The sequence below is a fragment of the Pseudomonas viridiflava genome (assembly GCF_900184295.1).
Lineage (GTDB): Bacteria > Pseudomonadota > Gammaproteobacteria > Pseudomonadales > Pseudomonadaceae > Aquipseudomonas > Aquipseudomonas viridiflava.
Genome location: NZ_LT855380.1, coordinates 3138137 through 3162875 on the forward strand (window position 1 = coordinate 3138137; position 24739 = coordinate 3162875).

Genomic DNA, 24739 nt, shown 5'->3' on the forward strand with positions numbered 1-24739 from the left:
TCAGTGTTTTTAACTGCCTCCGGAATTCCGCCATGCCTGACTCGACCATCATCAGCCCACTCGCCAGCGACCTGCATTACGTAGATGACAGCCAGCCGGGGTTCACGCGCAAGGTCCTGCGCGGCAAGTTCGCGTACTTCAATACCAAGGGCGAGCGCATCAAGGACGAGTCGGAGATCAAGCGTATCAACGCGCTCGCTGTGCCGCCCGCCTACACCGACGTCTGGATCTGCGCCGACCCCAACGGCCACCTGCAGGCGACGGGGCGTGATGCACGCGGTCGCAAACAGTACCGCTATCACCCGCGCTGGCGCGAGATACGCGATCAGGACAAATACTCGCGCATGATCGAGTTCGGCCATGCCCTGCCCAAGGTACGCAAGCAGATCGAGGCACAGCTCGCCCAGCCTGGCATGGGTCGGGAAAAGGTCATGGCGACAGTGGTTTCATTGCTCGATGCGACGCTGATCCGCATCGGCAACAGTCAATACGCCAAGGAAAACCGCTCCTACGGCCTGACGACATTGCGCAACAAGCACGTCGAAGTGAAAGGCGGACAGATCATGTTCGAGTTTCGCGGCAAGAGCGGCGTCGAGCACAGCGTCACAGTGAAAGACCGGCGCCTGGCCAACGTAATCAAACGCTGCATGGAACTGCCCGGCCAGAACCTGTTTCAGTACCTGGACGATGATGGCGTGCGCCATACCGTCACTTCATCGGACATCAATGCTTACCTGCAAAGCCTCACCGGCTCAGACTTTACCGCCAAGGATTATCGAACCTGGGCCGCGAGCGCGCTGGCTCTGGCCACGCTCCAGAAGCTGCATTGGGAGCCCGAAGCCGACGCGAAAAAGCACATCGTCGACATGGTCAAGGCCGTCTCGAAACAGCTGGGCAATACCCCCGCCATTTGCCGCAAATGCTACATCCATCCGGCGGTGCTCGAGGGCTTCCTGCTCGGTAACTTGGCCAAACTCCCGCGCCTCAGGCAGCGCAAGGGATTACGCCTCGAAGAGGTCGCGCTGGCCAGTTACTTGCGCACGCTGGCGGACCGCATCGAGGCTGAGGTTGAGAAGGTCAAAGCCTGAGCCTGCAGCCACTCAGCCCCGTCGGTCACTGCTCCGCTGTAACCGGCAGCCCCAAAGGCTCGCTCTGGGGCTGCCTGTCCACTGTGTCGTAAACGTGAGACAGCTCTTCGATGGTCGTCACAAGGTGACGCACCGCATGCTGAACCTCCACAAAGATGTCATCCGACGCGACGCCTGCGCAGGTGATCCGCTGAACAATGCTCTCCAGTTCGGCACCGCCCATGCGCCTGCCGGTCAGCACATACAGAACATCCACGCCTACATTTGCAACCGCAGCCAGATAGTCGGCCCTTGGGACCCGTTCGCCGCTTTCATATTTCCCCTGTGCATTGGCAGCTACGCCGCCGAAGTGTCCCAGTTCACGCTGAGAAAGCCCTATGCGCTTGCGCTCCTGCTTCAATCTCGTGCCTATATCGCTCATGGCCCTGACCGTCCGTCCCTCTGTGAAAATCAATTCTCAAATCGAATCGTCCATGGATCGCCCGAGCCTGCCCGAGCGGACTCACTCACCACCGCTCGTCAGCGCCTTCAAGCGCCCGCCTCACTTCTCATCACGCACAGACTTTTCTCCTATAACGCCTGGAGGATTTCAACTGGCGCTTATCGGATCGACCCTGGCGAACAGGCAAAAGTGTCGAGATATATGTCAATCGCGACCGCTCAATTGACGTTCGGTGGCGCCTGGACGATTGCTACCCTCGCCGCTGCGCCGCCCGTCACACGGGCAGCACCTCGTAGCCCCATGATTTCTCGAAGGATTTTTTCGACGCCTGTGTCACATCTTGTACGCGTAGAAGCGTGTGCGAGCTTGCTTAGGGATGGCGAGATGTATATATTCCCCGCTCTTGGCGCTACCGCCCCGATGGCGAAATTGGTAGACGCAAGGGACTTAAAATCCCTCGTCCTCTGGACGTGCCGGTTCGACCCCGGCTCGGGGCACCATTTAAAATCAAAGGGTTAGGCAGATTTCTGCCTGACCCTTTGTTGTTTTTGCTACGCAATTTTATTTAGCGCTCCGCAATCCACCTTTTTCTCCACTCCTCGGCGTCCTGCCGACGAACGCCACTCCCCAAAACAGCAATTCTCGAATACTGTATACCCATACAGCACTCGAGAATTATATCCATGGACACAGATATCGCCGACGATTGGGCTTACAACCCGACCGAAGAACAAATGATCCGGCAGCGTGCCCATATCGTGAGTGAAGAAAACCGGCTGTTGCGCAGTGAGGTAAGCCGATATCGGCAGCACCTGGCCAAGATGATCGACATGCACAGCACCGCTTCGGCAGAGCGGGAAAAGCTTTCGACGAAGCTCAAGGCGGCGGATAGCCGGATATCCGATCTGCTGCGAAATGCATCCGACTCCTGGGGTCAGATCGATTCACTGAAACGCATCATCGACCATCACAGGCAGTTGCTCCGCACCGCCGACATCAGCCCTGAAAAATGGGGAGAAAATCCTTCACACGGTGCCCAGTCTGAAGGTGAGATTGCTCAGCCGCTTCGGGCTGTACACAGCTGATCCCGACCTTGCCCCAGCTCTGTCGGGGCAATTCGCTGATAGCCTGCTGCATGAGCGCAGTCACGGGATCCAGATATAGTCCGCTGAAACGCGACCGCTCATACCTCCAGCCAAACTCAAGGCTTGATCACCCCCGGCAAACCCGCTAATTTATCTAGCACACTACATAATAGCCAACTAGATAAATGCCAAATCAAAACCGCACCCCCACACGCAGAGAAGTCGGCCAGCAGCTGTCATTTGCGCTCTACAGCGCAGCGAACCGGATGGCGCGGCTGCACAAGCCGCTTCTGGAGCCGTTTGGCCTGACGTTCCCCCAGTACCTCGTAATGCTGGAGCTTTTCAGCGCCGCGCCTCGTGCAGTGGGCGACCTGGGTACGAAGCTGGGTATGGACACCGGTACGATCACGCCGCTTTTGAAGAGGCTTGAGCTTCTGGGCGTCGTGACTCGCACCCGCGACCGGACCGATGAGCGCCGGGTACTAGTGGCGCTTTCGGCCACGGGCGAAGCGCTGCGGCATGAGCTTTGGGGCATTACCGAGAAAATCGAATCAGCGTGTCAGCTCACAGCCGAAGGGTTGCTGGACCTTCGTGACACGCTCAATGCATTTGCACACCCAGCCAAATGACAGCAAGGAGTTTATCCAAATGAAAGTCGGAATTATCGGCGCAGGCAATATCGGCTCTACCCTCGCCCGCAAGCTCGCTGCCTGCGGCCATGACGTCAAACTGGCGAATTCGAAAGACCCTCAGAGCATCCAGGCGCTTGCCAATGAACTCGGCGCACGCGCAGTTACCAAGGAAGAGGCGGTAGCGGATGTGGACGTGATCATTCTCTCGATACCCTTCGCAAAATACCCGGATCTTCGCGACACATTGAGTAAGGCCTCCGATTCGACCGTCGTCATTGATACGTCCAACTATTACCCGGTACGTGACGGAGCGATCAGGGAAGTCGATGATGGCAAGGCAGAGAGTGTCTGGATCAGCGAGCAAATTGGCCGTTCGGTCGTCAAGGCGTGGAACGCAGTGCTCTCGGCGACGCTGATTGAACAAGGCCAACCCGCTGGCTCTTCCTCACGTATAGCCTTGCCTGTAGCGGGCGATGACGTGAACGCAGTGGCAATTGCGCAGCGACTTGTAGAGGATACGGGCTTTGATGCGCTGGCCACCGGCGATCTTGAAAACTCGTGGCGTCAGCAGCCAGGCACACCCGCCTACTGCACCGAATTGACGCTGCCAGAACTCAAATTGGCTCTGGATGCAGCGGATAAAGCACGCGTGGCGCAAAACCGGGATGCGCTGTTTACACGGTTCACGGCCTCTTGGGGCCAACTTACACGCGAGCAAATGGTGGCTTCCAATCGTGCCATGACGGCATGAAGAGCGGCCGATGTACCCTCAGTTAACGAGGAATGCACCGATGAAACTCGAAGAAATAGCCCTCGCGCCAGCGATAAAGACCGAGGCAGCCCGTATTGCGCAACGGATCGAAATCGCTGACGGTTTGCTGGAAATGGCGACTGCAGGTGGCGTGGGAGAAGGCTTTTTAATGGGGTTGGCCTGTGCCGATGCAGTGTCGACGCAGGATATCGAAGCCCTTGAAGAACTGTTCAGTGAGGTCATGACACGCAAGCTGGCTGAAGCTCGTAAACAGTTGTAAACAGCACTTCGCAAAAGACCCCGCTTGGGCGGGGTCTGGCGCTCGTGACGCACTTCAGGCGCCGCTGCCCAGCGACGGAACCTCTGTTTCATCAACCGGAGGATTGACCGGCATGTCCGGGTCGTCACTCAGGTCGTTGCGAGAGGTGTCTTCGTCATCAGCCTGGTCGCTTTCCTTATCCGGATAAACCTCTTCCTCGCTACCGGGCTTTGCCGGACCGGGATAGGCGTTTTCGGGACCATTGTCGTCAATACTCATGATTAGCTCCTCAAACATGTGCCGCAGGGTATCTGCGCTTACAGGTGAGAAAATAGCGGGCAACTGGAAGTGCCTGAAAACAGACAAGCGGAATCAGAACGTCTTATGTGTGTTGACTTGGGTGCGTCTGTCAGACTTTGGCGCCAACCGGTGAGCGGTCTGGCTCGCGGCTTGCTACAGGGAGCTATGACTGCGCCAGAACGATGTATTTCTGGCGTGTCAGCCACCCTTTGGAATGCCGTTCAGTCATCAGGAGATGCACCGTGTCAACTCTCAGTGAAATCGCAGCGAACCACGCGAAGCACTTATCAGCACTGGAAACTGAGTCGGCTCGGCTGGACGCGCCCTGCACGCCTGTTTTACAGGTATTTGAAACGCCGTCATTCATGGCCATCGAGCAAATGCCGCCGCACGCCATTGCAGCCATCAACGAAGGCATTCAGACCCAGACAGCAAGCTACTCACTCTGAGCTTGAAAAACCCCGTGTCAGTGCCAAACGTCCGGCGCTGACCGCTGCCTTCGGCAAACATTCGCCGACGAACTGCACACAACATTTGCTCAGGTCCGCCGATAGAGGTATCGGTCGATATTTTCAAGGAGAGAAACACATGCTTTTCACGGACACCCAGATCAGCAAGGCACTCGAAATCTTCATCCGTCGCGATGAACAGCTTCAGCAGGAGCTGGCCAACTTCAATCGTCACCCCGGTGGCTTGTTTATCAGCGAACGTCGTGCGGAGCACGCACGGTCAGCGTTCCTGCGGGCAGCGCAGGAACGCGATACGACACCTCATGACTTTGCCCTAAGGCTTCTGGCCCGCACGCCTTCGGAGCTGGAGCAATTGCGCGAAGAACGTCGGATGCGGATGGCGGGTTGAGTCAGGGCCTGGACGCTGGCTGGCCAAAGTTGACATCAAAAGCCTGATAGAACGCGTTACCCGTGTTGGCCACGATCCAGAGCAGGATAATGACATGGTAGCCTGTCTTTTCTTTTGGCAAAGGCGCTGAAATGTTTTCGTCAGGCACCATGGTCTCGTTATAAGGATCAATTGGGCTTATGGTCTCGTGAAATGGTTTGAGTTCAAGTTGATCACGCGTTATGGCTGCGTTCTCGTCCCAACCATCTTTAGTAATGAACCAGCGATATCCGCGCGTGGTGTGGCTGGCCAGATACTTCCAGGTCACGGGAAAATCATCGCCAGGATTGACTGACAGAACAGTCCAGCCTTTGCCGTCTTTAGGGTATTTTTCTATCAACTGTTGATTAGTGAGATTCAAATCCTCGCGGTGACCGTCTTCGTGACCGCCACTTAAAATGAGCCCATCACTAGGCGGCTTTTCACTAGGTTCGTCTGCGGAGTGCCCTGGAAATGGCCCTTCCTCCAGGTCGGGAAAATTTTTACCCCCTTCCAACTCATCGACTTCCCATTCCAGCAAAAAGCCAAGGTCAATCGCTCTCGAGCCCCGGCTGGCAGGAGAGATGACCCAACCATGCTTCGGCGTCTTGGTGTTTCTGTCATCAGTCATTTTCGTCACCTCAATCATTAAAAACAGGCGTGTACTACCTGCCCGATGATTGAACCTCCACCCCTGGCCGCTGACCACCTCTCAAATCTGCCAGTACCCAACGGCTCAGGCACTGCCCACCAGCATTGCAATTCGCACCCGACAACATGCCTCCCTGCCGTCTAGCTGTGATTGAGGCCTCAACGGATTGCCCCGCTTACGACACCCGATGAATTATTTTCGCCCCGTTCTTGACATGCCATTCGAACCAGTACAGAATTGCGTCCATTCCCGACTCGGGAATTGAAAAAAACCCTTAAGATTCAACGGGTTGGAAGACAAAGATATTTCTCTTCCGAAAAGTTTACTACGTTTGATGCAGCGGTAACGCATCGGATGTTTGAGGCCGAGTAGCAAAATGGTTATGCAGCGGATTGCAAATCCGCCTACGCCGGTTCGATTCCGACCTCGGCCTCCACTCTTGAAAACCCCGTCAGTTTCGATTGACGGGGTTTTTTATTGCTTCACAGAAATGCGCTGGCGTCACAGCATGGGCACGATCAGTAGTTACCTGATCATGCCCGTTCGTTCTGCATCGAAAACTTGCCAGAGCGATCAGCGCTGTAACGACTCGTAAGGCTGGAAGAAGCCACTGCCCACCCATTTCGGTGTCTTCTCGGCCGTCAGCGGTTCCGAGCGCTGGTAGCTGTTGGCGCGTTTCGAATAGCCCTTGTGGTCGTACTCGGCCATGTACGGATACGGGAACACCTTGCGCGTGCGACCGCGATTGGAAATGTCTTCTCTGGTCATGAACGCTGGCAGGCTCGCTGCAACAACCTTATCAACCGGCTGCGGCTGGTACTGACGGGCAACGATGGCGCCAGGGGCCTGACCTTTTTCCACCCAGGCCATGATCGGCGTCAGCAGGTCCACCTCGCTCGGCCCTTCTCCACGACCGCAATGGTAGACGCCGGGCAGCATGTACAGCCGGGTGAAGGATTCAGTGCGTGCCTTGCCCATGTGAGCCTCGACAGCCTCGTGATAGGCCAGCGTATTGAGTGGCGAGACCTGCGGATCGGCCCAGCCGTGCCAGAGGATCAGCTTTCCGCCACGGCTGGCGAAAGGCGCGAGATCGGGGTTGGTCGCGTCATAGAGCGCGTGCAAGGGGCGCAGGCGTTCGAACGTGCTTTTGTCGAAGCGAAGGTCCGCCAGCTTGAAGTCCTCAGGGGGATTGGTCTCGAACACCAGACTGCGAATGGACTGTTCGGCGATCTGTTGACTGACGATAGGCTGATCAGCAGAAACAGGTACGAACAGCCCCGCCCAGGCCAGCTCCGAACCGGGTTGTGGGCCGCCCACGATAAGCCGTTCTCCACTGGCCGGATCTTTCGGGCCGTCGTAGATACGCCGCGCAGCCTCCACTTCCGGCGCCGTGAGGCATTTGGCGTTGTCGGCAGACACTTTGCACTGCACCACCGAGGGGTCGAAGCGGCAGAGCCTGGGGTCGGAGATCAGACCATCGATCTGTCCATCCAGCACATCGCACTGCGCCAGCACCGCCTTGTGCAGGATCGGCAGGCGGGACGCCAGGATGATCGGCTTGCCATCAGGACCGGTGTTGGCGCGCGCTACCCATCCGTGAAACAACACTTTCTGCACCTGAAAATTCAGCGCAGCGGCGCCCGCGATGATGCCATTGAAGTCTTCCGGGTAGCGTTGCGCTTCGATCAGCGCTTCACGGCCGCCGTCCGAACAGCCGGTGAAATATGCGTATTCAGCCTTGCGGCCATAGAACGTCTGGATCAGCTTCTTCGACGCCAGTGCCGTGAGGTGTACACCGCGATGGGCAAAGTCCGCACGTTTCTGCGGGTCGTCGCCAAACGTGGTGTCTATCGTCTTGTGTCCCATGTCAGTGGACGCCACGGCGAACGCGCCCGTTTTGAGCGGCTTGCAACTGTCGGCAACGCCCGGTCTTGAATCACTGTGGCCACAAAAGCCGCCGCAGCCGACCTGCAGATAACGTTGCGCCCAAGTGGTCGTCGGCAGTTCCAGCTTGAAACCGATCTGCGGCGCCAGCAAGCCTTCCACGGCACACACCGCCACGCCATCACGGCTGGATTCGCTGGCTGACACTACTCGGCTGCCGGAGCCGCCAATGTCACTGAGGTCGGTCTGGGTCAGTGCTGCGCAGGCAGTGACTGGCGTGACGACGGGCAGTTGGGCCAGGTTATCGGCCACGTTCGAGGACGGCGTTCCGGCCAGCGCCGGGGTCAGCGGAAAGAAAGAGATGACCAATAGCGCAAATACGCTGGAACGACTCGGCATCGTCGGTTTCATGAGAACTCCTGTTCATGATGGATCAAGACTGAAGCGCGAGCGGATAACGCCCGACCGCGCAGCAGGTGTCATTAAAACGTTTGGGGCGTCTCTCGATTCAAAAGGTTAGCCAGAGAGATGATTACAGATTCCGGCGTTCATCCATGACGTTGTAAACGGTGACATGAAGGCTCTGCGCCGAGGCATGCAGGCGGGTGACACCATTGGGGAGGACGTTGATTGTGCCCAACGCTCCGCGCTCGGCGTTATACACAGGTCCGCCCCAACACTGATCGTGCCCATCGCTCTGCGTGGGTATGCCGCCCGTGACGCTCCGCGTCACAAATGGCACAGACTGAGGATTCAGTGAGCCGAGCGCATGACGTGGATAACGCTGGAGCTTGGCCACGCACCTGCGCCACATTCAAGAGCGGACGCGGAGCGTCCTGGGAGGCATTCCCACGCGGAGCGTAGGAACGATCAGCGTGATCTCAAGCACGCCGATCATGCCCATGCCTGTGCTCAGCGTTATACCCGAGTCCCGCTGCGTTTTGCGCGTCTTGCGGATTTGTGTACAACGATGAGCACAGAGCGGGGAGGAAAGCTCGTCATCGTATTACACGAGGACTCTCAGGCGCTCTGCGGCTCTCGCTGGCGATTCAGCGCCGTCAGATCACGAAACTCCGCACCCGGATGAGGTGCCTGCAGACGCGGCCCGCTGTCGAACAACTTCTCGCGCAGCGTGCCCTGGGCGTATTCGGTCTTGTAGACACCACGCTTCTGTAACTCCGGCACCAGCAGGTCAACCGCGTCGATGAACGTTTCGTGGGTCAGCGCGTAGGCCAGATTGAAGCCATCGACATCGGTGTCTTCGACCCAGTCCTGCAACAGGTCGGCGACGGTTTCCGGGCTGCCGACGAACAACGGGCCGAAACCACCGATGCCGACCCAGTCGGCCAGTGCCTGTGGGGTCCAGATGGTGTCGGGGTCGGCGGTAGAAAAGGTTTCCACGGCTGACTGGATGGCATTGGTATGCACATGCCTGAGGGGTTCGTCGGGTCTGAACTGGCTGAAGTCGATGCCGGTCCAGCCGGAAATCAGCGCCATTGCGCCCTCATAGCTGACCCAGCTTTTGTACTCCTCGAACTTGGCTTTCGCCTTGGCATCGGTCTCGCCCAGAATCACGGTCTGCAGGTTGAAGATCAGCACGCTGGCCGGATCCCGACCCGCTTCGGCCGTGCGCCGGCGAATGTCGGCAACCGTTTTCTTCAGCAGCACTTTCGATGGCGAGGCGACAAACACGCATTCGGCATGCTCGGCGGCGAATTGCTTACCCCGGCTGGACGCACCGGCCTGATACAACACGGGCGTACGCTGCGGCGAGGGTTCACACAGGTGGATGCCCGGTACCTGGAAGTGTTTGCCGACATGACGAATCTCATGAATTTTGCTCGGGTCGCTGAACACGCGTCGCTCCCGGTCGCGCAGAATCGCGCCCTCTTCCCAACTGCCTTCCCAGAGTTTGTAGCAGACCTCCAGGTATTCCTCGGCGAAGTCATAGCGGGCATCGTGTTCGGTCAGGGTTTTCTGGCCCAGATTCTTCGCCCCACTTTCCAGATAGGACGTCACGATGTTCCACCCTGCCCGGCCTTTGGTCAGGTGATCCAGAGTCGAGAGGCGTCGGGCAAACGGGTACGGATGCTCGAACGAAAGTGAAGCAGTCAGTCCGAAGCCCAGATGCTCGGTGACCAGCGCCATCGGCGGAATCAGTTGCAAGGGATCATTGACCGGCACCTGCGTGGCCTGGCGTATTGCCGCCTCGCCATTACCGCGATAGACATCGTAGATGCCCAGCACATCGGCGATGAACAGGCCGTCGAACTTGCCGCGCTCCAGAATTTTTGCCAGATCGGTCCAGTACTCCAGGTCCTTGTACTGCCAGGAACGATCACGTGGATGCGCCCACAGGCCCGGCGATTGATGGCCGACGCAGTTCATGTCGAAGGCATTGAGGCGAATTTGACGGGACATGCAATCACTCCTGAAGCTGGGGTGGCGCGACGCCATTGAGGCGATGGTTGCCCAGCACCTGATAGTGCCAGCGCAGCGGTTCGCGACCGGTCTGCGGCGGCCGGGACTGACGCTGGCCGGTCAGTTCATGCTGGACGTTGTCCACCGCCAGCAATGCATCGGCACTGGCAATGACCGCTTCGGTGCTGGCGATCAGACGCTTTTCGGGCGAGCCGTCAAGCGTCTGTGCCCGCTCCAGCAGTGCTGCCGCCAGGTCGATGCGAATCTGTAGATCGCCGATCTTGCCGATCACATAAGGGTCCTCGACGATGCGCTGCACATCGCTGAACGCCCAGGGCAGGCCCTGTTCACGCAAAAAATCGAGGGTCTGTTGCAAGCCTCGCCGTGCGTCGCTCAGGTCTTCGGCAGCGACTGCCAGTTGGGTGTCGATAGTTGGATGAGACAAATGACTGCTCCTCGATCAGTTCCAGGCATGGCGCGGCGGCGCGACACCGTTGAGTACGCGATTGCCGATCAGGTGATATTTCCAGCGGGCGGGGTCATGAAGCGTGTGGGTTCTGGCGTTGCGCCAGTGGCGATCCAGGTTCAGCGAGCCCAGCACAGAGCGGGTGCCAGCCAGTTCGAACAGTTTGCTGCTGATCAGCAAGGCAATCTGCGCCGACAGCACCTTGGCCTGAGCCACCACCACCGAAGCGTGCGCAACGCTGGCTTCACTGGGTGCGGCCAGTGCCTGATCAATGGCTTGCCCGGCCTTGGCCAGGATTGCGTCGGTGCCGTGCAGACGCCATTGCATATCGCCGATGGTTGCGATGCTGAACGGGTCCTGCCAGCCGAAGTCCTGTTTGCTGTCGATCCATGGCCGCGCAAGACGCGCATGCCTGAGGGTTTCCTCGAACGCGCCGTGGGCGATTCCGGTGTCGACCGCGGCCTGAATGATCTGCGAAATCGGGCCATGAGCCGTGGGTTCATCGAACGCCCGATGCGCCGGTATTACGGACGTCCTGGGGACTCTCACCGCCTTCAGGACCGCACCGCCGCTGGCCGTGGTGCGCTGACCGAAGCCGTCCCAGCTGTCGATGATCGTCAGCCCCGGATTGTCGCGCTCCACAAAGGCGATAAACGCGTTGTCCTGTTCATCCACACCCACCACCGGCACGATGTGAGCGAACAGTGCTCCGGTGCAGTAGAACTTCTCGCCGTCCACCACTGCGTGTTCGCCGTCGAAGCGAATACGCGTCTGAAAGGTGCCAGCATTTTTGCTTTTGGATTCCGAGAACGCGTTGCCGAAGCGATAGCCAGCCAGCGCCTTGGCAAAGTAATGGCGCTTTTGCTCTTCGGTTCCGGTCTGCAACAGGATGTCGAGAATGCCCAAGTGGTTCTGAGGTATCTGTCCCAGCGAAGGGTCGGCTGCGGAAATGATCTTGATCACCTCGGCAACCGTCACATAAGACACCCCGGCACCACCGTAGGCTTTGGGCACCGTGATTGCCCACAGACCGCTGGCGGAAAATTCATCGAGTTCTGCGACGGGCAGGCGACGCTCGCGGTCACGAACCGACGCTTCTTCGGCAAAACGCACAGCCAGCGCTCTGGCGACCTCGATGGCCTCGGCATCCGATGCAATGACATGGGCCCTTGGCGGGCTTTTTACGGGTTGGGTCATGGGCAGGTTCCTGATCATCGATAACAGGTTGAAAGCAGCTCAACACACCGGATTCAGGTAGTGCACAGGCCATGCCTAAAAGGCAATCCAATTAAAAAACAATGACTTGCGAGATATTCTTAAAGTGGAAAAAGTATTTACATGAACATAGTGTTCGAACACTGTTGCTGGAAGAACAGCAGCGCACTCAATGCGCTGCTGCACCCAGATAGTGATGATGAATGTCCTCGCGCGCGGCCAGCTCTGCGGCAACGCCGGATTCGACTACCCGGCCGTTCTCCAGCACATACGCGTAGTGCGCATACTCCAGCGCGAGGCTGATGTTCTGCTCGGCGACCAGCAGACTCAGCCCCTCGTCGCGATTAAGCCGTCCCAAAATATCGAAGATCTCTTCCACCACCTGCGGCGCCAGTCCCATGGACGGTTCATCCAGCAGCAACAGGCGAGGCCCGGACATCAGCGCCCGCCCGATGGCCACCATCTGCTGCTCACCGCCCGAGGTGTAGCCTGTGAGGCGCTTGCGCAACAGCTTCAGCCGGGGAAAGTAGCCATAAACCTTTTCCAGTCGCGCCTTGAGTTCGACCCGCGACGGTTTGGCGACAAACGCGCCGATCAGCAGGTTTTGCTCAACGCTCAGGTGCGTGAAGCAGTGTCTGCCCTCCAGCACCTGCGCCAGCCCATTACGCACCAGCACGGAAGGATCGCTGGCGGTGATCAACTTGCCCTGATACTGAATCCGGCCACTGACCACCTCACCACGCTCGGCACGTACCAGACTGGAAATCGCCTTGAGGGTCGTGCTTTTGCCCGCCCCATTGGCACCCAGCAGCGCGACCATCTGACCCTGCCGGACCTGCAGGCTGATCCCGCGCAGGGCGAGGATGGATTGCTCGTAAAACACCTCGACCTGCTCCACCGATAACAACACCTCGGCAGACAGGCTGGCGTGCGGTATCGAACTCATGGCCTTATTGCTCCTGGCTGCAGTTGCGCGGGGTGATGCCTTTCTCCCTGGCGTACTGTGCCGCAGAGGCTTCGATGATCGGCCGCAGCAAGGCGCGGTCGGCCTGCACCCAGTCACTGATCAGGTTCCAGCGCTGCCCGTCCCACTGCTGAAAACGCACCGCGCCACCACCTTCATGGTCTGCACACGACAGCTTCAACGGCTGCACCAGTCCCTTGGCACCCAGCGCCTGCAAACGGGCGTCATCGAGATTCAGGTGTTCGAAACCCCAGCGCACCTGTTCACCCGTCAGCGGCTGATTGCCAAAGCGGGCCTGAGCGATGCGCAGCGCCTCGACATTGAGAATGCCGTTCACTACGCCCAGGTTGTAGTACACCGTACCGAAACGCTTGGGGTCGGCCAGATTGCCCTGCCCCTTGTCGAGCACCGAGTTCTTGATGCCCTGCAGCACCGGGAAGTCAGTGCCGGACGGGTGCGTGGTGATGGAGATGAAACCCTTGGCGGCTGCGCCTGCGGGGATCACGTCCTCCTCTGAATTGCTCCAGATGTTGCCGATGATGTGATCCACCGGGAACCCGACCTTCTGTGCCGACTTCAGCGCCACCGGGTTCATCACGCCCCAGCCGCGCAGGATCACCCAGTCCGGTTTTAGACGGCGGATATTCAGCCATTGGGATTGCTGCTCGTTGCCGGGATGCGGCACTTCCAGCGTGGTCAGCTCGAAACCGTAATGCCTGGCGAGGGTTTCCAGTACGCCGTTGGTTTCCTTGCCATACGGAGAGCCGTGATAGAGCACCGCGATCTTCTTGCCCTTCAGCGACTCAGGCCCTCCTTCACGCTGACCAATGTAATTGACGATGGCCGACACTTCGGAATACGGGTTCAACTGCAGCGGGAATACATACGGAAACACGCTGCCGTCAGTGGAATCGGTGCGTCCGTGATTGATGGTGATCAGCGGCAGCTTGTCGGCCGTGGAGCGCTCGAGCGTGGCGTAGGCAATGCCGACCGACAATGGATTGGTCGCCGCCGCCGGAGCGCCATTGAGACCACCCTTCAAGCGCTCGTAGCACTCGACGCCCTTCTCAACCACGTACTCGGTTTCACATTCCGACCACGTCAGTTTGACGCCGTTGACCCCGCCATTGGCGTTGACGTATTGCAGGTAATCGATGAAGCCACCGAAAAAACCGGTGCCGCCAGCCGCATAAGGCCCGACCCGGTAACTTTGCAAGGGGAAATACTGTTCGTTGGCGGCTTGAACGCTCGTTGACAGTCCGCCAGCCAACAAGGCCAGCCCCAGCATCAGGCGCACTACAGATGTTCGGGGTTTCATGGGCAAATCCTTGAAGGTTTGAGGGTATTGTTGATGTGAGGGAAATGCTTATTCGCAAATGATCGATCAGTAGCGCAGCGGCCAGATCCGCGCACGCTGACGAAAGCGCTGCCACAGGCGCGCCAGTCCTTCGGGCTCCTTGATCAGAAAGGTGATGATCAGGGCGCCAAAAAGTATTTTCTGGATGTTTTCCAGCTGTCCGGAATCGATCAGGCCGACGGGTAGCAAGGCGCTGATATGGCCCAGCACAATGGGCAGCAACACGATGAAGGCAGCGCCGAAAAAGTTGCCGGAAACGCTGCCCAGCCCACCGATAATGATGATGAACAGCACCTGAAATGAGCGATTCAGGTCGAAACCATGGGGCTCGACCGTGCCCAGATAGGCAAACGCCCACAGCGAACCGGCAACCCCCAGATAGAAACCGCTGATGGCGAACGCCAGCAGCTTGGCCTTGAACAACCGGATACCAATGACCGCTGCGGCGGTGTCCATGTCGCGCACCGCCATCCAGGTGCGGCCCAGCTCACTGCGAATCAGGTTGTTGGCCAGCCAGAACAACGCCGCCACCAGCGTCAGAGTCAGCAGATAGCGACCTTGCGGCGAGCTGAAATCCAGTCCGGCCACGCTCAGCGGTGGCGAAGTGATCACGCCCGATGCGTTGTCGTTGGTAAACCAGCTGAAACGGGTCAGCACCCACTCGACCACGAACTGCGCCGCCAGCGTCGATACCAGCAGGTAGAAGCCCTTGATGCGCAGGCTGGGCAGCCCGAACAGCATCGCCACAGCCGCCGCGACCAGCCCACCGAAGACAATACCCAGCAGCAACGGCGTGCCCGGTACGCGCAGTTGCAGGTTGTAGGTGGCGAAAGCGCCGACGGCCATGAACGCAGCAGAACCCAGCGACAACTGCCCGGCGTAACCGGTCAGCAGGTTCAGGCCGAGACCCGCCAGCGAAAGCACCAGAAACGGTACCAGAATCGCGCTGAACCAGTAGTCGTTGCCAGCCAGCGGCACGATGACAAAAGCAAATCCCAGCAAGGCCAGCAGCCCGATCCGGTCCTGACGCAAACGAAACAGGCGACGCTCGGCGGCATAGGAGCCCGCCAGTTGTCCGGCTTCTCGATAAAGCATGGCGATGATCCTTATGGAAAGTCAGACGCGCTCGATGGTTCGCTCGCCGAACAGCCCGGCGGGACGTACCAGCAGAAACAACAGGGCCAGCACGTACGGCACCCAGTTCTCGATGCCGCTGCCGATGATCGGCCCGATGTAGATTTCAGCGAGTTTCTCGGCCGCGCCGATAATGAGGCCGCCGACGATGGCGCCGCCGATGGACGAGAAGCCGCCGATGATCAGCACTGGCAACGCCTTGAGCACCACCAGTGACAGGGAGAACTGCACGCCCAGCCGCGCGCCCCACAGCAGTCCCGCCACCAGACCGACAAACCCTGCCACGGCCCAGACCACCGCCCAGATACGCGGCAGACGGATACCCACCGCTTGCGCGGCCAGCGCATCGTCGGCCACGGCGCGCAGGGAAAGACCGATGCGGGTGCGGTTGAACAGGATGGACAGCGCGATGACCAGCACCGCCGCCGTGCCTGCGGCGAACAGGTCGAACTGCGAGAGCAGCATGCCGCGAATCTCCAGCGGCTCGTCAGGAATGCCCAGATCCAGACCGTGAACCTGGGCGCCCCATAACGCCTGCGCCAGGCCTTCGATCATGTACGACAGGCCCAGCGTGGCCATGAACAGGATGATCGGCGGTCGATTGACCAGCGGCCGCAGGACCACACGCTCGATCAGCAGCGCCAGCACGACCATGCTCGCCAGCGTCGCCAAAAATGCCCAGCCGAACGGCAGGCCACGCTCCAGCAGACTGACGAATGTCAGGGCCGCGAACAGCACCATCGCTCCCTGAGCAAAATTGAACACGCCCGACGCCTTGTAGATCAGCACGAAACCGATCGCCACCAGCGAATACATCACCCCGGCCAGCAGCCCGCCAATCAGTACTTCAAAGAAAAACTCCATGGTTCAGCTACCTTTTCAAACAACCTGTAAGCCACTGAGGAACCACTATTTTTTGTAGGCGCGCACTTGCCCGCGATGCAGTCGACGCGATGTGTCAGGAAAGCCGCGTCATCGTTCATCGCCGGCAAGCCGCCTTCCACAGTCCGTTGTCTGCTGCGCGATAGTGCTACGTCGAAACAGGACGCCGTGTGCCGAGATACGCAGCAATCACCTGCGGGTCGTTGCGCACCTGCTCCGGCGTTCCGTCGCCGATCTTGCGGCCGTAATCCAGCACCACCACGTGATCACTGAGGCCCATCACCACACCGATGTCGTGCTCGATCAGCACGACCGTGGTGCCGAGCTCGCGGTTGATGTCGCGAATGAACTGGCTCATCTCGACCTTCTCTTCAGCGTTCATGCCTGCCATCGGCTCGTCCAGTAGCAACAGACGCGGCTCGGCAGCCAGCGCACGCGCCAGCTCGACGCGCTTCTGCAGGCCATAGGAGAGCTTGCCGACCAGCGCGTGGCGCCAAGGGTGGATGCGCAGGAACCGAATCACCCGCTCGGCGTGGGCGCGCTGCTCATCGTCTTCGGCAGGCGCTCGCCCCAACCGCAGCATCTGCTCCAGCCAGGTACTGCGGCGCTTGAGGTTGCGACCGGTCAGTACGTTGTCCAGCACGCTCATGCCCTTGAACAACGCAATGTTCTGAAACGTTCGGGCAATGCCGCTCTCGGCGGCCTGATGCGGACGCATGCGCTTACGGGTCGTGCCTGCGTACTGAATGGAGCCGCTCTGCGCCCGGTACACGCCATTGATCACGTTGAGCAGCGAACTTTTCCCCGCGCCATTCGGCCCGATCAACGCGCAGATTTCGCCCGCAGCCACTGAGAAACTGATTGAAGTGACGGCTTTAACGCCTTTGAAAGACAAGGAAATATCATCGAGCGTCAGAAGCGGCGAAGATAGGCTTGCGCTCATGACGACGCTCCCAGAAGGACCGGTAACTGACAGTCTTCAACGGCAGCCTTGAGTCTTGGCTTGATCGGAACTGGCGTATTAAGTGGACGTGGCAGAATCCCAAGCGCGGCGAAAAACGCCTGGCTCTGCGGCGTCAGCGCGTCACCTGCCAGCAAAGGCTTGCTCAAACGGCTCATGCCCAGCACATCCAGCAACGGACGGCGGATCAGCCAGTAGCCGAGCTGGCGTCTGATCAGGCCTTTGGCGGGCACCATTGCCCACCGATATAACGCGTGGGCGAATGTGCCTGCCAACGGCAAGCGCTCCCGTGCCCAGAGTTCCAGCCGCGCGTAGGATTCACGTGTGCCCAGCACCAGCGTCGGCCCCAGCTCGCGTCGGTCGTTATCGCGGGTGCTCAGTGCCTCAGGGAAATTCAGACAGAAACCGGCGACCAGCCAGGGTGCCAACAGATAGCGAGCCTGACTGTTGGCGGCAAATACGCGGGCCACCAATGCCTGATCGTGGTCGGTGATGGCGTTGGCGTCGATCAGTTGCTGCGCACCGTCAAGCAAGTCGGCATGGGTCAGTTGCTGCTCGCCCTCGGACGTCTGAAAGACAAACGCACAGGCTGCGGCGTCGATCAATGGCTTGCGGATCCCTTTAGCAGCGGGCTTCAGCAACTCGGCATAGTCAATCAGACGCGCATCTTCCGCATCGTGCAGGCCGCGGTCGTCCAGCACGATCACCACGTCAGGTTCGGCATCGCTCAACTGAGCGACAAGCTCAAGGTTCTGCACGACCGCGTAACGAGGCTTGACCGTCGCCAGCCAGCTGCGATGGCCCACCGACGGCTCGATCAGGCTGACACTGCCGCCCAGCGCCTGCGCCGCCAGCGTCAGCAACAACGCCTCGGCGTTGGCTTCACTGATGATCAGCAGACAATCCGTCGCTTTAAACCCTTTGAGATGCAGTGCCTCGGCGAGATGGTCAACCTCCTGCGCCACCTCGCCCCAAGTACGGGTCTGCCAGATGCCAAGCTCTTTGTAACGCAGGGCGATCTGTCTGTTACGGGTCTGAGCCTGGATCAGCAATGCCTGAGGCAATGAATGCGGCATGAAGGTTTCCGTCGAGAGGGGATCGAAGGTGCCATAGCAGCGAACGTGCCATACCTGGAAAATCATGCAGATCAATGACTTGCGACGCCTGAGGCAAACCGGGCGCTGTTCGGTTTGCAGCCAAGCTGTTGAGGCGCTGTTGCGCGGCCAACATCTATAACGGCCCTGAAATTAAATAGTCTTTAAAATCAATAGATTGGATTCAGGCACAGACTATGCAATGGCCTGAGCAACCTTTCATTGGCCGAGTGCCAATCTTCCAGCGCTCAGGAGTACTGCATGACTTTATCGACCGACGCCAACCCGCTGTCACTTGGAACCGACTACGAAACCCTCGCCCACCGCTTCCGCCCGATCTTTCGGGAAATCAGCGCTGGCGCGGTCGAGCGCGAAAAAGGTCGCGCCCTGCCCCATGAACCCATTGCCTGGCTCAAGCAGGCAGGCTTTGGCGCGGTCCGCGTGCCCAAGGAATATGGCGGCGGCGGTGCCTCGGTCGGTCAACTGTTTCAGTTGTTGATCGAACTGGCTGAAGCGGACTCGAACATTCCGCAAGCGTTGCGCGCGCACTTCGCCTTTGTCGAAGACCGCCTGAATGCGCCCCCCAGCCCGGGCCGGGATAAATGGTTCGCGCGCTTTGTTGCAGGTGATCTGGTCGGCAACGGCTGGACCGAAGTCGGCGCGGTGAAGATTGGCGACGTGATCACCAAGGTCAGCGCCCAGGGCGACGGCTTCGTGCTCAACGGCCGCAAGTTCTACAGCACCGGCAGCATCTTCGCGGACTGGATCGACGTGTACGCTCAGCGTGCCGACAACGGCGCCGACGTGATAGCCGTAGTCGATGCGCGCCATGCCGGTGTGCGTCACAGCGATGACTGGGACGGTTTCGGCCAGCGCACCACCGGCAGCGGCACCTCGGTCTACGAGAACGTGCCGCTGCCCGCCGAACACGTGATCCCGTTCGAGCAGCGTTTCAAATACCAGACGGCTTTTTATCAGTTGGTGCTGCTGGCCGTACTGGCAGGCATTGGCCGGGCCGTCGAGCGCGACATCGCTCAGGAAGTGCGTGATCGCAAGCGCGTGTTCAGCACCGGCAATGCCGACAGCGTGAGCCAGGACGCTCAGGTGCAGCAGGTGGTCGGGCAGATTGCAGCGCAGGTCTACGCGGCCGAGGCGGCAACCCTGCGTTCGGCGGAACCTCTACAGCGCGCTTACGTGGCCCGGTTCGGCCACGATGCGCAGCAGGAGAAGGACGCCAACATCGCCGCCGAAATCGAAACCGCCAAGGCGCAGGTGATTGTCTCGGAGCTGGTGCTGCGCGCAGCCACCGACCTGTTCAACGCCTTGGGCGCATCGGGTGTCAGCGTCAACAAGGCGCTGGACCGCCACTGGCGCAACGCACGCACGGCGGCGTCGCACAATCCGCTGATCTACAAGGCACGCATCGTCGGCGACTGGCGCATCAACGGCACCGAGCCGCCTTACGTCTGGCAGATCGGTAACGGCTCGGGCAAGGCCTGAGCCGCGTTTTCAGTGAGTATCCTGTAACAGGTGGCGACTGGCGAAACTGAAGGCCAGCACCAGAAAGATCAGTGCCCCGGTCGCGACCTGTTGCCAATAGAAATTCCAGCCGATCAACAACAAGCCATTGGCAATGACGTTGATGAACAGCACACCCAACAGCGTTCCGACGATGTTGGGCCGTCCCTGACGACTCAAGGTGGTGCCCATGAACACTGCGCCGATGGCGCTGATCAGGTAGGCGTTGCCTGACATCGGCACGTAGGCGTTGACGGTCGAGCTGAGCAGAATACCCGCCACCGCGCAGGCCAGTGCGCTGCCGACAAACACCTGAACGGCAATGCGCCGGATCGATAGACCTGAGTAATAGGCCAGCTGTGGCTGCGTGCCCACCGCCAGAATCTCGCGCCCCAGACGCCCACGCGCCAGCACCAGGCCGTAGACGCCCGCCAATAACGCCACCAGCCAGACCGGCAACGGCAGGCCCAGAATCACCACGCCGGTGATGCCAGGCAATACACCTTGAGCGATGTAGATCGGCTGCCCGCCATCCGACAGCAGTTGCTGCACGCTGGTGCCGATGAACAGTGTGCCCAGCGTCGCCAGAAATGGCGAAATCCGCAGCCCCGCAATCAACAGCGCATTGAACGCTCCCGCCGAGCCGCCCGCCAACAAGGCGACGACCGCTGCAGCGCCCAGCCCGTGGCCGCCATTGAGCGCGACCACGAACCCCAGGCTGGCAAAGTCCACTGCGGTGCCCACCGAAAGATCGATACCGCCTGCCGCCACCGCCCAGGTCATGCCCACGGCGACGATTGCCAGCAACACGAAGTTGTTCAGAATCAGGCTCGACAGGTTGCCCCAGCTCAGAAAACCCGGAGCCTCCAGCGCGAAGAACACCAGAATGATCAGCACCAGCGCCGGTAACGTGGCCGTCAACAGTCGCGGAAGAACGCTGTTTCGTAGCGATGACGCCGTCAGTGTCAGCGTACTCATTGTTCACCCTCCGGTTGGCCGACGGCGCCGGAAAAGGCCACCACCAGCAGAATCAGGACGCCTTGCACGCCGTTGACCCAGAAGCTGGAAATGTTCAGCAACTGAAAGCCGTTGATGAGAAAACCCAGCAACAGGGTCGCCAAAAGCGTGCCGGGAATGTTGGCGGTCAGGCGTCTGGAGAACACCGAGCCGAGAAAGGCGATCGCCACAACCGACAGCAGCAGGTCGCCAGAGCCGGTCGTGCTGCCGCTGAACACCGCCGCAGAGCAGAACGCCCCCAGTGCTGCGCAGGTTCCGGCAATCAGGTAAGTGGAGAACACATAACAACGGGGGTTCAAGCCAGCCGCTTTTGCCGCCAGCGGGTACTCGCCAATGGCGTAAAGACGCAGGCCATAGGCGCTGTGCTGAATGAGCACATGCAGCACGGCGGCCACACTCAATAACATCCAGGCCAGGGCCGGTAAGCCCAGCCACTCACCCGATGCCAGCACGTCCAGCAGTGCAGAGTCGGTGGCCAGCACGGTGTTCTGGGTCAGCACCAGCTCCAGCCCTGCGACCAGGTTCATGCTCGCCAGGGTTGCCAGCAACGGCGGCAAGCGCAGAAGCACCACCGCCAGCCCATTCACTGCACCGACCAGCAGACCGCAGCCCAGCGTGAGCGCCACTGCTTGCCAGGTTTCCAGCCCTGCGTTGTTGAGGCTGCTGTAGACGGCCGCACACAATCCCAGGTTGGCCGCCAGCGACAGGTCCAGCCCACCGCGAACCACGTTGGAGCCGCCGCCGATGACCACGCAGGTCAGCCCCAGCGCGAGAATGCCCAGCACAGCCGACTGGGCAAACACGTTGCTGAGATTGCCGATGCTCAGGAAGTTGGGCGCACTCAGGGCAAACCCCAGCAGAATGATCAGAAACACCAGTAGCGAGCCACGCTGCGCCAGACGCAGCAGCCAGCCTGCCGACGGGTTTGCTGACTGATGAAGGGAAATTTCAAGCCCTGACATGTTGGCGCTCCTCATGGGCATGATCAAAGACGGTCTCGCGCTCAACGGCCCCGGTGGCGCAGGCCAGCAACTCATCGCTATCGGTGGTGCGGGCATCGAACTCCCCGGCGATGCGACCCCGGTGGAGCACCACGATGCGCTGCGTGATGCCGATCAGTTCCGGCAGGTCCGAGGACAGCACCAGAACCGCAGCGCCGCCCTCGGCCAGCCGGGCGATCAGCCGATAGATTTCGGTCTTGGCGCCGATATCCACACCCACACTCGGCTCATCCAGCAAGTACAACGACGACTGTCGGCTGAGCCATTTGGCCAGCGCGACTTTCTGCTGATTGCCACCGCTGAGCGTTTGCACCGCGCTGCCCTGCCCCGACGTCTTGATCGCCAGCTCATGGATCAGCCGTTCGCTCTCGCGAACCTGCGCCTTGCCGTCCAGCAGCCCCCAGCGGCTGAACCGGCCCAGACTCGCCAGTGTGATGTTTTCCAGCACCGACAGCGCCGGGGCGACGCCGTGGCTGCGACGCTCTTCCGGCACCAGCGCGATGCCCTCACGGATGGCATCCCGTGGCGAATTCAGGTGCAGCAGCTTGCCGTTCAGCAGCAGCTCGCCACGCGAAGGCTTGACCAATCCGAACAGGCTCTTGAGCAGTTCCTTGGCCCCTGAACCGACCAGTCCGGTCAGACCGACCACTTCGCCGCGACCCACGGTCAGGTCGATGCCGTCATAGGCGTGGCCCGAACCCAGTCCCTTCAATACAAGGACCGGGGCGCCCGGTATGGCCTGCGTCCGGGGATACAGCTCGCCCACCTCCCGATTGACCATCAGCCGGGCAATCTGCGCGGTACTGGTGACTTCCGGATCCACCACTGCCACGTCGCGCCCGTTGCGCAGCACCGTCACCTGATCACAGAGCGATTCGATTTCCTGCAGGTAATGCGAGATGTACAGAATCGTCAGTCCTTCATGGCGCAGGCGACGCACGATGGACAGCAAACGGTCCACTTCCCGCTTCACCAGCGACACGCTTGGCTCGTCGAACACCAGTATTTTTGGTTTCGCGATCAGCGCGCGAATGATCTGCACAATCTGCCGCTGGGCACTGTCCAGATCGCGGATCAGCGCCCCTTTGGGAAACGCCATGGCGAAATAATCATGGATCAGCCGCGCAGCCTCACGCTCTTGAGCGCGACGATCCACCAGCAGGCCACGCCTGATTTCCTGACCGAAGAACAGCGCCTCACCCACCGTGAAGCTTGCGGGCAGCAAACGCTCCTGATGAATGAACTGCACGCCCAGCGACTCGACCTGACGCGGCGTGAAGGCGTCGAAGGACTGGCCATGAACGCTCAGGCTGCCCTTGTCGGCCTTGTGTATGCCGGCAAGCACCTTGATCAGGGTCGATTTGCCCGCGCCGTTTTCACCGACCAGACCATGAATGGTGCCCGGCTCGACGCGCAGATTGACCGCATCCAGCGCCTGGGTAGCGCCGAAGCGTTTGGAGATGCCTTGCAGGTGCAAGGCAGGCGGTGAGGTCACTGAAGTCATGGTCAATCCCCGGTCAATTGTCGCCGCGAAGCTGCCGCACTTCGGGCAGGTTGCCTGCGGTGGTGAGCAACGTGGGCACCTGGGTTTCCCGGGGCAGCTCCCGTTGTCCCGCCAGATAGCGTGCGACGTTCTGCACGGCTGTCTTGCCGATCAGCACCGGCTGCTGCGCCACAACGGCTCCGATGGGCGAATCGCTACGGCCAAGCAGTTCCAGCACTTCCGGCGTGCCGTCCACGCCATAGGTCTTGATCTCGGTGCGCCCGGCATCGATCAGCGCCTTGCTGGCACCCAACTGCGGAATGTCCCAGGCTGACCAGATGGCCGAAACGCTGCCCTTGGGATACTTGTTGAGCAAGGCCGAGACCTGCGAATAGGCGTCCTGAACGGTATTAGGGATGACATCGCGCAACTCGGGCTCGATGATCTTCAGCTCTGGATGATCCTTGAGCGTCAGCTTCAGTTGGTCGTAACGAATCGCGCAGACCGGCACGCCGTAAAAACCGTTGAACACCAGAATGTTGCCCTTACCACCCGCGTCCTTGATCAGTTGTCCGGCCAGCGCCTTGCCGGTGGCGACGTTGTCTGAGGTGGTGTTGTTGAGGCTGTACTGCGAAGGCGCATCGATGGTGAACAGTGGAATGCCCGCCTTGCTGATGCGCTTGAGCCAAGGATCGATGACACTCAGGGTGCCGAGTGTCTGGATGACCGCATCGGGTTTCTGGGTGATCACGGTCTGCAGCTGGTTCACCAGGTTCTTGTCGTTGCGCCCCGCATCCAGGGTGATCGGCGTGCCGCCCAGCCGCTTGACTTCATCGACCTGCGCCTGGAACGCCTTGATATCGAAGTAATGACTGGTGCCGGTCATGCTGATCGCGATGCGCTTGCCTGCCAGCGATGGAACGTCGCTGTCATCGGCCTGGGCAGACATGCCCATGCAGGCCGCTATTAACGTCAGTGCCAGTGCAGGCCAGCGTTTGCCAAAGCGGTTGGAGGTCGAAGGGAGAACGGCATCGTACATCGGGGTAACTCCGCAGATTCAGGACAGGAATCCGAGGAGCAGTGCACAGGTCGTGCCCGAGCAAGGCGCTGAGGGTTGAATATCCCTGCGAAGCATGGCCCTTGGTGCTTTCAGGGATTTACGTCGAGTATCACCCAGCGTTTCCGTGAGCATAAAGCTCGTGGGCCTGCCGAGGAATGCTGCGCAAATTGCCGATTCACTGTTGCCGGATCAACAGC

Annotated in this window: 25 protein-coding genes and 2 tRNA genes; 10 read left to right on the forward strand and 17 right to left on the reverse strand. The window is 59.9% G+C overall.

Annotated features, from left to right (window positions below):
* Nucleotides 1–32 precede the first annotated feature (32 nt).
* Nucleotides 33–1088 (forward strand): DNA topoisomerase IB, encoded by a 1056-nt coding sequence (locus CFBP1590_RS14145; RefSeq protein WP_004881898.1) that lies wholly within the window; start codon nt 33–35, stop codon nt 1086–1088.
* A gap of 25 nt (nt 1089–1113) precedes the next feature.
* On the opposite strand, the gene CFBP1590_RS14150 is transcribed toward CFBP1590_RS14145, so the two are convergent.
* Entirely contained in the window at nt 1114–1509 is a 396-nt protein-coding gene (locus CFBP1590_RS14150) for a helix-turn-helix domain-containing protein (RefSeq protein WP_029242159.1), read from the reverse strand.
* Nucleotides 1510–1944: 435 nt separating this feature from the next.
* Between CFBP1590_RS14150 and CFBP1590_RS14155 the strand changes: the two genes are divergently transcribed.
* The 5 genes from CFBP1590_RS14155 (at nt 1945) to CFBP1590_RS14175 (ending at nt 4278) form a co-directional block, all read left to right on the forward strand.
* A tRNA-Leu gene (locus CFBP1590_RS14155) sits at nt 1945–2030 on the forward strand.
* Nucleotides 2031–2213: 183 nt separating this feature from the next.
* Nucleotides 2214–2615 carry a hypothetical protein gene (locus CFBP1590_RS14160; RefSeq protein ID WP_050575373.1) on the forward strand — a complete coding sequence of 134 codons (402 nt, stop codon included), beginning with the start codon at nt 2214–2216 and terminating at the stop codon, nt 2613–2615.
* A 185-nt stretch (nt 2616–2800) separates the two neighbouring features.
* Nucleotides 2801–3244 (forward strand): MarR family winged helix-turn-helix transcriptional regulator, encoded by a 444-nt coding sequence (locus CFBP1590_RS14165; RefSeq protein ID WP_029242160.1) that lies wholly within the window; start codon nt 2801–2803, stop codon nt 3242–3244.
* Nucleotides 3219–3998 (forward strand): NADPH-dependent F420 reductase, encoded by a 780-nt coding sequence (locus CFBP1590_RS14170; RefSeq protein WP_088235306.1) that lies wholly within the window; start codon nt 3219–3221, stop codon nt 3996–3998. The genes CFBP1590_RS14165 and CFBP1590_RS14170 overlap by 26 nt, the downstream gene beginning before the upstream one ends.
* Nucleotides 3999–4038: 40 nt before the next feature.
* The gene (locus CFBP1590_RS14175) at nt 4039–4278 is read left to right on the forward strand and encodes a hypothetical protein (RefSeq protein ID WP_058432763.1); all 240 of its coding nucleotides are present in this window, start codon (nt 4039–4041) and stop codon (nt 4276–4278) included.
* Nucleotides 4279–4332: 54 nt separating this feature from the next.
* On the opposite strand, the gene CFBP1590_RS14180 is transcribed toward CFBP1590_RS14175, so the two are convergent.
* Nucleotides 4333–4536 carry a hypothetical protein gene (locus CFBP1590_RS14180; RefSeq protein ID WP_058432762.1) on the reverse strand — a complete coding sequence of 68 codons (204 nt, stop codon included), beginning with the start codon at nt 4534–4536 and terminating at the stop codon, nt 4333–4335.
* 263 nt (nt 4537–4799) lie between these two features.
* Between CFBP1590_RS14180 and CFBP1590_RS14185 the strand changes: the two genes are divergently transcribed.
* On the forward strand, nt 4800–5006 hold the full coding sequence (locus tag CFBP1590_RS14185) for a hypothetical protein (protein WP_058432761.1): 207 nt from the start codon (nt 4800–4802) through the stop codon (nt 5004–5006).
* Between the two features lie 139 nt (nt 5007–5145).
* Nucleotides 5146–5415: a DUF6388 family protein gene (locus tag CFBP1590_RS14190; RefSeq protein WP_029242164.1), complete on the forward strand. Its 270-nt coding sequence runs from the start codon at nt 5146–5148 to the stop codon at nt 5413–5415.
* 1 nt (nt 5416) lies between these two features.
* Here the strand turns inward: CFBP1590_RS14190 and CFBP1590_RS14195 are convergent, their stop codons facing one another.
* Complete coding sequence (locus tag CFBP1590_RS14195) at nt 5417–6064, reverse strand: lytic polysaccharide monooxygenase auxiliary activity family 9 protein (RefSeq protein ID WP_058432782.1); 648 nt, start codon at nt 6062–6064, stop codon at nt 5417–5419.
* A gap of 383 nt (nt 6065–6447) precedes the next feature.
* Between CFBP1590_RS14195 and CFBP1590_RS14200 the strand changes: the two genes are divergently transcribed.
* A tRNA-Cys gene (locus tag CFBP1590_RS14200) sits at nt 6448–6521 on the forward strand.
* A gap of 137 nt (nt 6522–6658) precedes the next feature.
* Here the strand turns inward: CFBP1590_RS14200 and CFBP1590_RS14205 are convergent.
* The 10 genes from CFBP1590_RS14205 to CFBP1590_RS14250 all read right to left on the reverse strand — a co-directional run bounded on the left by CFBP1590_RS14205 (nt 6659) and on the right by CFBP1590_RS14250 (nt 18445).
* Entirely contained in the window at nt 6659–8380 is a 1722-nt protein-coding gene (locus tag CFBP1590_RS14205) for a tannase/feruloyl esterase family alpha/beta hydrolase (RefSeq protein ID WP_058432760.1), read from the reverse strand.
* Between the two features lie 609 nt (nt 8381–8989).
* Nucleotides 8990–10390 carry an LLM class flavin-dependent oxidoreductase gene (locus CFBP1590_RS14210; RefSeq protein ID WP_088235307.1) on the reverse strand — a complete coding sequence of 467 codons (1401 nt, stop codon included), beginning with the start codon at nt 10388–10390 and terminating at the stop codon, nt 8990–8992.
* 4 nt (nt 10391–10394) lie between these two features.
* Nucleotides 10395–10835 (reverse strand): acyl-CoA dehydrogenase, encoded by a 441-nt coding sequence (locus CFBP1590_RS14215; protein WP_088235308.1) that lies wholly within the window; start codon nt 10833–10835, stop codon nt 10395–10397.
* 15 nt (nt 10836–10850) lie between these two features.
* Nucleotides 10851–12053, reverse strand: coding sequence for an SfnB family sulfur acquisition oxidoreductase (locus CFBP1590_RS14220; protein ID WP_163023010.1), 1203 nt, complete (start codon nt 12051–12053; stop codon nt 10851–10853).
* A 187-nt stretch (nt 12054–12240) separates the two neighbouring features.
* The gene (locus CFBP1590_RS14225) at nt 12241–13017 is read right to left on the reverse strand and encodes an ABC transporter ATP-binding protein (RefSeq protein ID WP_088235310.1); all 777 of its coding nucleotides are present in this window, start codon (nt 13015–13017) and stop codon (nt 12241–12243) included.
* A 4-nt stretch (nt 13018–13021) separates the two neighbouring features.
* Nucleotides 13022–14353, reverse strand: a complete 1332-nt coding sequence (locus tag CFBP1590_RS14230; protein WP_088235311.1) for an ABC transporter substrate-binding protein — start codon at nt 14351–14353, stop codon at nt 13022–13024.
* Nucleotides 14354–14419: 66 nt separating this feature from the next.
* Nucleotides 14420–15487, reverse strand: coding sequence for a branched-chain amino acid ABC transporter permease (locus CFBP1590_RS14235; protein ID WP_088235312.1), 1068 nt, complete (start codon nt 15485–15487; stop codon nt 14420–14422).
* A 21-nt stretch (nt 15488–15508) separates the two neighbouring features.
* Nucleotides 15509–16390: a branched-chain amino acid ABC transporter permease gene (locus tag CFBP1590_RS14240; RefSeq protein WP_043303772.1), complete on the reverse strand. Its 882-nt coding sequence runs from the start codon at nt 16388–16390 to the stop codon at nt 15509–15511.
* Between the two features lie 166 nt (nt 16391–16556).
* Nucleotides 16557–17351 carry an ABC transporter ATP-binding protein gene (locus tag CFBP1590_RS14245; RefSeq protein WP_088235313.1) on the reverse strand — a complete coding sequence of 265 codons (795 nt, stop codon included), beginning with the start codon at nt 17349–17351 and terminating at the stop codon, nt 16557–16559.
* Nucleotides 17348–18445, reverse strand: a complete 1098-nt coding sequence (locus tag CFBP1590_RS14250) for an AMP-binding protein (RefSeq protein WP_088236417.1) — start codon at nt 18443–18445, stop codon at nt 17348–17350. The genes CFBP1590_RS14245 and CFBP1590_RS14250 overlap by 4 nt, the downstream gene beginning before the upstream one ends.
* 279 nt (nt 18446–18724) lie before the next feature.
* Here CFBP1590_RS14250 and CFBP1590_RS14255 point away from each other — a divergent pair, with 279 nt between their 5' ends.
* Entirely contained in the window at nt 18725–19963 is a 1239-nt protein-coding gene (locus tag CFBP1590_RS14255; protein WP_088235314.1) for an acyl-CoA dehydrogenase family protein, read from the forward strand.
* Nucleotides 19964–19972: 9 nt separating this feature from the next.
* On the opposite strand, the gene CFBP1590_RS14260 is transcribed toward CFBP1590_RS14255, so the two are convergent.
* Genes CFBP1590_RS14260 through CFBP1590_RS14275 form a run of 4 tightly spaced genes read right to left on the reverse strand, consistent with a single transcriptional unit; the run spans nt 19973 to nt 24437 of the window.
* Nucleotides 19973–20959: an ABC transporter permease gene (locus tag CFBP1590_RS14260; protein ID WP_088235315.1), complete on the reverse strand. Its 987-nt coding sequence runs from the start codon at nt 20957–20959 to the stop codon at nt 19973–19975.
* The gene (locus tag CFBP1590_RS14265; protein WP_088235316.1) at nt 20956–21960 is read right to left on the reverse strand and encodes an ABC transporter permease; all 1005 of its coding nucleotides are present in this window, start codon (nt 21958–21960) and stop codon (nt 20956–20958) included. The genes CFBP1590_RS14260 and CFBP1590_RS14265 overlap by 4 nt, the downstream gene beginning before the upstream one ends.
* Entirely contained in the window at nt 21947–23503 is a 1557-nt protein-coding gene (locus CFBP1590_RS14270; RefSeq protein WP_088235317.1) for a sugar ABC transporter ATP-binding protein, read from the reverse strand. Before CFBP1590_RS14270 ends, CFBP1590_RS14265 begins: the two co-directional genes overlap by 14 nt.
* Nucleotides 23504–23516: 13 nt before the next feature.
* Complete coding sequence (locus CFBP1590_RS14275; protein WP_231991872.1) at nt 23517–24437, reverse strand: sugar ABC transporter substrate-binding protein; 921 nt, start codon at nt 24435–24437, stop codon at nt 23517–23519.
* Nucleotides 24438–24739: the final 302 nt, after the last annotated feature.

Coding starts and splice junctions, on each gene's coding strand:
- CFBP1590_RS14145 (WP_004881898.1), top strand. CDS start 33: ATGCCTGACTCGACCATCATCAGCCCACTCGCCAGCGACCTGCATTAC.
- CFBP1590_RS14150 (WP_029242159.1), bottom strand. CDS start 1,509: ATGAGCGATATAGGCACGAGATTGAAGCAGGAGCGCAAGCGCATAGGG.
- CFBP1590_RS14160 (WP_050575373.1), top strand. CDS start 2,214: ATGGACACAGATATCGCCGACGATTGGGCTTACAACCCGACCGAAGAA.
- CFBP1590_RS14165 (WP_029242160.1), top strand. CDS start 2,801: ATGCCAAATCAAAACCGCACCCCCACACGCAGAGAAGTCGGCCAGCAG.
- CFBP1590_RS14170 (WP_088235306.1), top strand. CDS start 3,219: ATGCATTTGCACACCCAGCCAAATGACAGCAAGGAGTTTATCCAAATG.
- CFBP1590_RS14175 (WP_058432763.1), top strand. CDS start 4,039: ATGAAACTCGAAGAAATAGCCCTCGCGCCAGCGATAAAGACCGAGGCA.
- CFBP1590_RS14180 (WP_058432762.1), bottom strand. CDS start 4,536: ATGAGTATTGACGACAATGGTCCCGAAAACGCCTATCCCGGTCCGGCA.
- CFBP1590_RS14190 (WP_029242164.1), top strand. CDS start 5,146: ATGCTTTTCACGGACACCCAGATCAGCAAGGCACTCGAAATCTTCATC.
- CFBP1590_RS14195 (WP_058432782.1), bottom strand. CDS start 6,064: ATGACTGATGACAGAAACACCAAGACGCCGAAGCATGGTTGGGTCATC.
- CFBP1590_RS14205 (WP_058432760.1), bottom strand. CDS start 8,380: ATGAAACCGACGATGCCGAGTCGTTCCAGCGTATTTGCGCTATTGGTC.
- CFBP1590_RS14210 (WP_088235307.1), bottom strand. CDS start 10,390: ATGTCCCGTCAAATTCGCCTCAATGCCTTCGACATGAACTGCGTCGGC.
- CFBP1590_RS14220 (WP_163023010.1), bottom strand. CDS start 12,053: ATGACCCAACCCGTAAAAAGCCCGCCAAGGGCCCATGTCATTGCATCG.
- CFBP1590_RS14225 (WP_088235310.1), bottom strand. CDS start 13,017: ATGAGTTCGATACCGCACGCCAGCCTGTCTGCCGAGGTGTTGTTATCG.
- CFBP1590_RS14230 (WP_088235311.1), bottom strand. CDS start 14,353: ATGAAACCCCGAACATCTGTAGTGCGCCTGATGCTGGGGCTGGCCTTG.
- CFBP1590_RS14235 (WP_088235312.1), bottom strand. CDS start 15,487: ATGCTTTATCGAGAAGCCGGACAACTGGCGGGCTCCTATGCCGCCGAG.
- CFBP1590_RS14240 (WP_043303772.1), bottom strand. CDS start 16,390: ATGGAGTTTTTCTTTGAAGTACTGATTGGCGGGCTGCTGGCCGGGGTG.
- CFBP1590_RS14245 (WP_088235313.1), bottom strand. CDS start 17,351: ATGAGCGCAAGCCTATCTTCGCCGCTTCTGACGCTCGATGATATTTCC.
- CFBP1590_RS14250 (WP_088236417.1), bottom strand. CDS start 18,445: ATGCCGCATTCATTGCCTCAGGCATTGCTGATCCAGGCTCAGACCCGT.
- CFBP1590_RS14255 (WP_088235314.1), top strand. CDS start 18,725: ATGACTTTATCGACCGACGCCAACCCGCTGTCACTTGGAACCGACTAC.
- CFBP1590_RS14260 (WP_088235315.1), bottom strand. CDS start 20,959: ATGAGTACGCTGACACTGACGGCGTCATCGCTACGAAACAGCGTTCTT.
- CFBP1590_RS14265 (WP_088235316.1), bottom strand. CDS start 21,960: ATGTCAGGGCTTGAAATTTCCCTTCATCAGTCAGCAAACCCGTCGGCA.
- CFBP1590_RS14270 (WP_088235317.1), bottom strand. CDS start 23,503: ATGACTTCAGTGACCTCACCGCCTGCCTTGCACCTGCAAGGCATCTCC.
- CFBP1590_RS14275 (WP_231991872.1), bottom strand. CDS start 24,437: ATGGGCATGTCTGCCCAGGCCGATGACAGCGACGTTCCATCGCTGGCA.